Raw genomic sequence first — 5422 nt, 5'->3', positions numbered from 1 at the left:
TTGGGCCCGGCGTTGCCCCGCGGGCTATTGGGGGGCGGGGCCCGGCGGGGGGCGGGCGCCCCGGTCCGGGCGGGTCAGCGCGGTGCCCGGGTGGACCCCGGCGGTCCTCGTCGATGCCGGCCCTCAACTGCCGCTGTGGTGCGTTGCGGTGCCCACGCCGTGCGGTCAAGATCCGTCGGCCTCCACGATCCGCCACCGGCCGATCTCCTGGTGCTGCGAGTCGTAGACGGCCGACCCGTCGCCCGGCTTCAGCGCGTAGTGGTTCAGGTTCCCGCCCCAGTAACGGAGGATGCGGCCCAACTCGCCCGCCGTTTCCTCCGCCGGCCGCCCGGCGTCCACGTCGACTTCCAGAACGAACTTCACGTCCCTTCTCTCCCCTCACTGAACGGTTCGGCCCCGCCCACAGCGGGCCGGGCCTGCGGTATCAATTGTTTCATTCAAGTGCAATGTGAGACTTTGAGGCCCATCAGCGCTGACCAGCTCTTCGATATGCCTGACAAGTCTCAAACCAGGGTGAGGCATCAAGGTGAACCGTCGGGCGCGCGACAGCCGAGGGGGGTGGTGACGTGGGGAACCGGCTGCGGGCCGTCGACCTCGCGCGGACGGCCGGGATCTCGGTCCAGCAGGTCCGCAACTACGTGGACACGGGAGTTCTGCCACCGGTCGAACGCACCGCCAGTGGTTACCGCGTCTTCACCGCCGCGCACGCCGAAGCCCTCGCCACGGCTCGAGAAGCAGCCTCCGGCCACGGCTGGGCGACCACCCGCACCGTCATGCGAGCCGTCCACGACGGCGATCTGGAGACCGCGCTGGCCGCTCTCGACGCCAGTCATGCCGAGTTGGACCGGGAACGCGCCGAACTGGCGGCGGTGCACGAGGCCCTGGGCACCGTCCTCGCGCACCCGGCGGTCACCACAGCCACCGGGCCTCCCGGCATGCGCATCGGCAAGGTTGCCCGCGCCGTAGGGGTCCGTCCACCCGTGCTCCGGCTCTGGGAGGCCCAGGGTCTCCTGCGACCGGACCGGGAGCCGGGCACGCGATACCGCGTCTACTCCCGCTCGGAGCTCCACGCCGCGCAGGTCGTCGCGCTGCTGCGCCGAGGGCACTACCCGCTGGCCGCCATCAGCGCGGTACTGGGCGAACTGCGGGCCACCGGCAGCCCGGACCGCGTGCTCGGCGAACTGACGAACAGACAACGGGATCTCCACCGCCGCAGCCTCCACCGGCTCAGAGCCTCCGCGGCCCTTCATGCCTACCTGCGGTACCTCGGCCACACCGTCTGACGGGTCAGTGCGTCAAGGCCGTGCGTGCTCGCGGAGCTTCACCGTCCAGTCCCGCTGTTCGGGGGTGTCGGGGACAGCGAGTCCTCGGGCCTGCTCGAGGCGGTTCCACGCGGTGTCGTGGTCGACGCCGTTGAGGACCAGGAGAGCTGCGGCGAGGAGAGAGGCGCGTCCTATGCCGAAGCGGCAGTGAGTGACGACGTGCGCCCCCTCACGGAGGCTCTCCGCGAGGTTCCGCAGCGTCGGCAGAACCGCCGCAAGGTCGGGAACGGTGCGGTCGGGTACGGGAACGGCGACGAACCGCAACCCTGCGGCCGCGGCCGCCCCGGCTTCCAGGGCGAGACCGAGTTCGTCGAGCTCGGAGTGCGTGAGTGCGCACACGAGCACGTCGACACCGGCGGAGCGCAGGGCGCTCATCTCGTCCTCGAGCCAGTCCGCGCCCCGGGGCCTGGCCATGGTGCTCAGCCGCCCCGGGCCGGGCAGATCGACGGTGAAAAGGCGAGGTCGCACAGGAGTATCACTTTCGTTCGACAGGGGGATGGAGCGTGAGCAGCAGGGTTGTGAACGGAGGAACCGGGCCGCGAGGCACGTACGAAGACGGGCAGGGAGCCCATACGGCGCCGACGGCGTTCGTATCCGTGCCCGGCAGACGAACCGCCGCCCGGGGCCCACGAGGGCAGCGGGAGATACGGAGTCGGTCGCCGTGGTCCGCCGCTTCGGGCGACGTCCGCGGCGCCGCTCCACGCGTCCTGAACTCGCGGACCGCGTCTACCGAAAGCCCCGTCGGCCCGGACCCGCGCATCTATTGAAGCGCTTCGACAAGAGGTCTGGACAGTGCCGAACCCGTCGGATTACTGTCTACCCACATCCGAAGTCACCGACGCGGAGCGTGTTGTCGAAGCGCTTCATCATCTGGAGATCCGATGGTCACCCTCGCCGACGTAGCGCAGCACGCCGGAGTCTCGGCCAGCACCGTCAGCTACGTACTGAGCGGGAAGCGGACCATCTCGGCGCTCACCCGGGAGCGGGTCGAGCGCAGCATCACGGAGCTCGGTTACCACCCGAACGCCGGGGCCCGTGCGCTCGCGAGCAACAGGTCGAACATCATCGCGTTGATGATGCCGCTGCGGATGGACATGTATCTGCCCGTCATGACGGAGATCGCCATCGGGATCGCCACCCACGCCCGCAACCACGGGTTCGACGTGCTGATGCTCACCAGCGAGGAGGGACCCGAAGCGGTCCACCGGGTGGTGGGCAGCGGGCTGGCCGACGCCATCATCCTCATGGACGTGGAACTGGACGACGCGCGGCTCCCGTTGCTCCGCGAGAGCGGCCGGCCGGCCGTGCTCATCGGGCTGCCGGCCACGACCACGGGACTGACGTGCGTGGACCTCGACTTCACCGCGACCGGCGCGCTGTGCGCCGAGCATCTGGCCGGGCTCGGTCACCGTGAGATCGCCGTCATCGGAGAGGCACCCGCAGTCTACGAGCGTCGCACCGGCTTCGCTGAGCGGACCATCGACGGACTGCGCACACGGGCACGGGAGCTCGGGCTCCAGGTGCTGCACCGCCCCTGCGAGGGCAACTACGCGGCCCTGGCCGGCGCCCTCGCCCAGATCTTCTCCGAACGCCCCGACGTCACGGGCTTCGTCGTACAGAACGAGACCGCCGTGGAGCCGCTGCTCGGTCTGCTCCGCCAGCACCGACGGGCCGTGCCGGAAGACATCTCGGTGGTCGCGATCTGCCCGGAGCAGGTCGCCGTCCACGGTTCCGTACGGCTCACCTCCGTCGCCATCCCCGCACGCGACATGGCGAGGCACGCCGTCGAACAGGTCGTGGCCAAGATCGAAGGGCGGGCCGGCGACGAGGTCGTCCTCCTCGAACCCGAACTCACCGTGCGTGCGAGCAGCGGTCCGGCCCCCGCCCCCACCGCCTGAACCGCCTCGCGTCCCAGCACCTCCCAGCACCGCACCGCCCCCAAGAGTGACCCTCTGACGCCCAGGAGTTCCCTACGTGGACCAGTCACCCAGCCTTGCCCAGTCCTCCCCCACCGTGGGTACCGTCCGCGAGTGCGACGGTGCCCTGGAGTGGAGCGGACGTCAGGAGACCGTGCGCATCGAGCCGTGGGGCCCGGACGCCGTCCGGGTCCGCGCCAGGATCGGAGGGCCGCTGCTCGACGGTCTCCCGGGTGCCCTGGCCGACGGCCCACCGGGCAGTTCCTTCGCCGTCAAGACGGAGCAGGGCGCCGGCGTGCTGGTCAACGGGGCGATCACGGCCGAGATCGACGCCGAGGGGTTGCTGCGGTTCACGGCGACCGAGGACGGACGTGAGCTCCTCGCGGAGGAACGTGCCCACTTCTGGTGGCCCGGCTCCCGGCTCTACACCCCGAACGGCAACGGCTACCACCGCCTGGAGCAGCGCTTCGCCGCCTACGACTACGAGAAGCTGTACGGCCTCGGCCAGCACCAGCACGGCCTCTTCGACCAGAAGGGCGCGGTCGTCGATCTGGTCCAGCGCAACGCCGAGGTCGGCATTCCGGTGCTCACCTCCAGCCGCGGCTACACCCTGCTGTGGAACAACCCGGCGGTCGGCCGGGTCGAGCTCGCGCGGACGGGCACCCGCTGGGTCGCCGACAGCGCGCGGCAGATCGACTACTGGATCACCGCGGGCACCCCGGCCGCGGCGCAGCAGCGCTACTCGGCGGTGACCGGCCGGACGCCGATGCTGCCGGAGTGGGCGGCGGGGTTCTGGCAGTGCAAGCTGCGGTACCGCACGCAGGAGGAACTGCTGTCCGTGGCGCGCGAGTACAAGCGGCGCGGCCTGCCGATCGACGTGATCGTCTGCGACTTCTTCCACTGGACGCACCTCGGGGAGTGGAAGTTCGACCCGGCCGAGTGGCCCGACCCGGCCGCCATGGTCAGGGAGCTGGAGGAACTGGGCATCAGACTCGTCGTCTCGGTGTGGCCCTCGGTGTCACCGCTGAGCGAGAACCACCGGCCGATGGAGCAGCGCGGGTACTTCATCGGGACCGAGTACGGTCCGATGGCGCACGCCGACTGGCCGGACAAGGAGGTAGCGGAGCCCGTGCAGGTCGCCTTCTACGACGCGACGAACCCGGCGGCCCGTGACTTCGTCTGGTCGCGGGTGCGGGAGAACTACCTCGAGCCGTACGGGATCCGCTCGTTCTGGCTGGACGCGTGCGAGCCGGAGCTCAAGCCCGGCTTCTCCGCGAACCTGCGCTACCACGCGGGACCGGGCCTCGAGGTCGGCAACCTCTACCCGCGCGAGAACGCCCGCACCTTCTACGAGGGGATGCTCGCCGCCGGCGAGGAGGAGGTCGTCACCCTCAACCGCTCGGCGTGGGCGGGCAGTCAGCGCTACGGGGCGGCACTGTGGTCCGGTGACATCGGCACCGACTTCGCCACCCTGCGGCGCCAGATCGCGGCCGGGCTCAACACGGCGCTGTCCGGCATCCCCTGGTGGAACACCGACATCGGCGGCTTCCACGGCGGCGACCCGGACGACGAGGCGTACCGCGAGGTGATGATCCGCTGGTTCCAGTTCGGGGCGCTGTCCCCGCTGATGCGGCTGCACGGCTTCCGTGACCCCGGTATGCCGCTCGGGCCGTCGATGACGGGCGGCCCCAACGAGGTGTGGTCGTACGGGGAGCGGGCCGAGGAGGTCCTGTCCTGGTATCTGGGGCTGCGGGAGCGCCTCAAGCCGTACGTGCTGGAGCAGATGCGCGCCGCCCACGAGGAGGGCCTGCCGCCGATGCGTCCGCTGTTCCTCGAGTTCCCGGACGACGAGAAGGCCTGGGAGGTCGCCGACGCCTACCTGTTCGGCCCCGACCTGCTGGTCGCGCCGGTGCTGGAGGCGGGTGCGACCAGTCGTGCGGTCCACCTGCCGGCCGGTGCCCGCTGGACGGACGCCTGGACGGGCGAGGAGTACGAGGGCGGACGCACGGTGACGGTGGACGCGCCGCTGGAGCGGATCCCGCTGTTCCTCAAGGACGGCGCCGAACTGCCGATCACCGGGTGACACGGGACCGCGGGGGGGGGGGGGGGGGGGGGGCCCCCCCCCCCCCCCCCCCCCGGGGGGCGCCCCCCCCCCCCCCCCCCCCAGTGGGGGGGCACAAACAA

At 71.0% G+C, this 5422-nt stretch carries 5 protein-coding genes; 3 read left to right on the top strand and 2 right to left on the bottom strand.

Annotation, left to right across the window (positions count from 1 at the left end; genetic code table 11):
- Window positions 1–165: 165 nt before the first annotated feature.
- Entirely contained in the window at window positions 166–363 is a 198-nt protein-coding gene (locus ACIPJI_RS12300; RefSeq protein ID WP_402245986.1) for a hypothetical protein, read from the bottom strand.
- Window positions 364–566: 203 nt separating this feature from the next.
- Between ACIPJI_RS12300 and ACIPJI_RS12295 the strand changes: the two genes are divergently transcribed.
- Window positions 567–1283, top strand: coding sequence for a MerR family transcriptional regulator (locus ACIPJI_RS12295; RefSeq protein WP_402245985.1), 717 nt, complete (start codon window positions 567–569; stop codon window positions 1281–1283).
- 12 nt (window positions 1284–1295) lie between these two features.
- On the opposite strand, the gene ACIPJI_RS12290 is transcribed toward ACIPJI_RS12295, so the two are convergent.
- On the bottom strand, window positions 1296–1790 hold the full coding sequence (locus tag ACIPJI_RS12290; protein WP_402245984.1) for a tyrosine protein phosphatase: 495 nt from the start codon (window positions 1788–1790) through the stop codon (window positions 1296–1298).
- A gap of 413 nt (window positions 1791–2203) precedes the next feature.
- Here ACIPJI_RS12290 and ACIPJI_RS12285 point away from each other — a divergent pair, with 413 nt between their 5' ends.
- Both ACIPJI_RS12285 and ACIPJI_RS12280 read left to right on the top strand, forming a co-directional pair.
- Entirely contained in the window at window positions 2204–3220 is a 1017-nt protein-coding gene (locus ACIPJI_RS12285) for a LacI family DNA-binding transcriptional regulator (protein WP_402245982.1), read from the top strand.
- 76 nt (window positions 3221–3296) lie between these two features.
- Window positions 3297–5321: a TIM-barrel domain-containing protein gene (locus ACIPJI_RS12280; protein ID WP_402245979.1), complete on the top strand. Its 2025-nt coding sequence runs from the start codon at window positions 3297–3299 to the stop codon at window positions 5319–5321.
- Window positions 5322–5422 lie beyond the last annotated feature (101 nt).

The organism is Streptomyces sp. NPDC086835 (genome assembly GCF_044745705.1).
In the GTDB taxonomy this organism is placed as follows: Bacteria; Actinomycetota; Actinomycetes; order Streptomycetales; family Streptomycetaceae; genus Streptomyces.
Note: the sequence above shows the minus strand (reverse complement) of the source record. Positions and strands in the feature narration are given on the sequence as shown.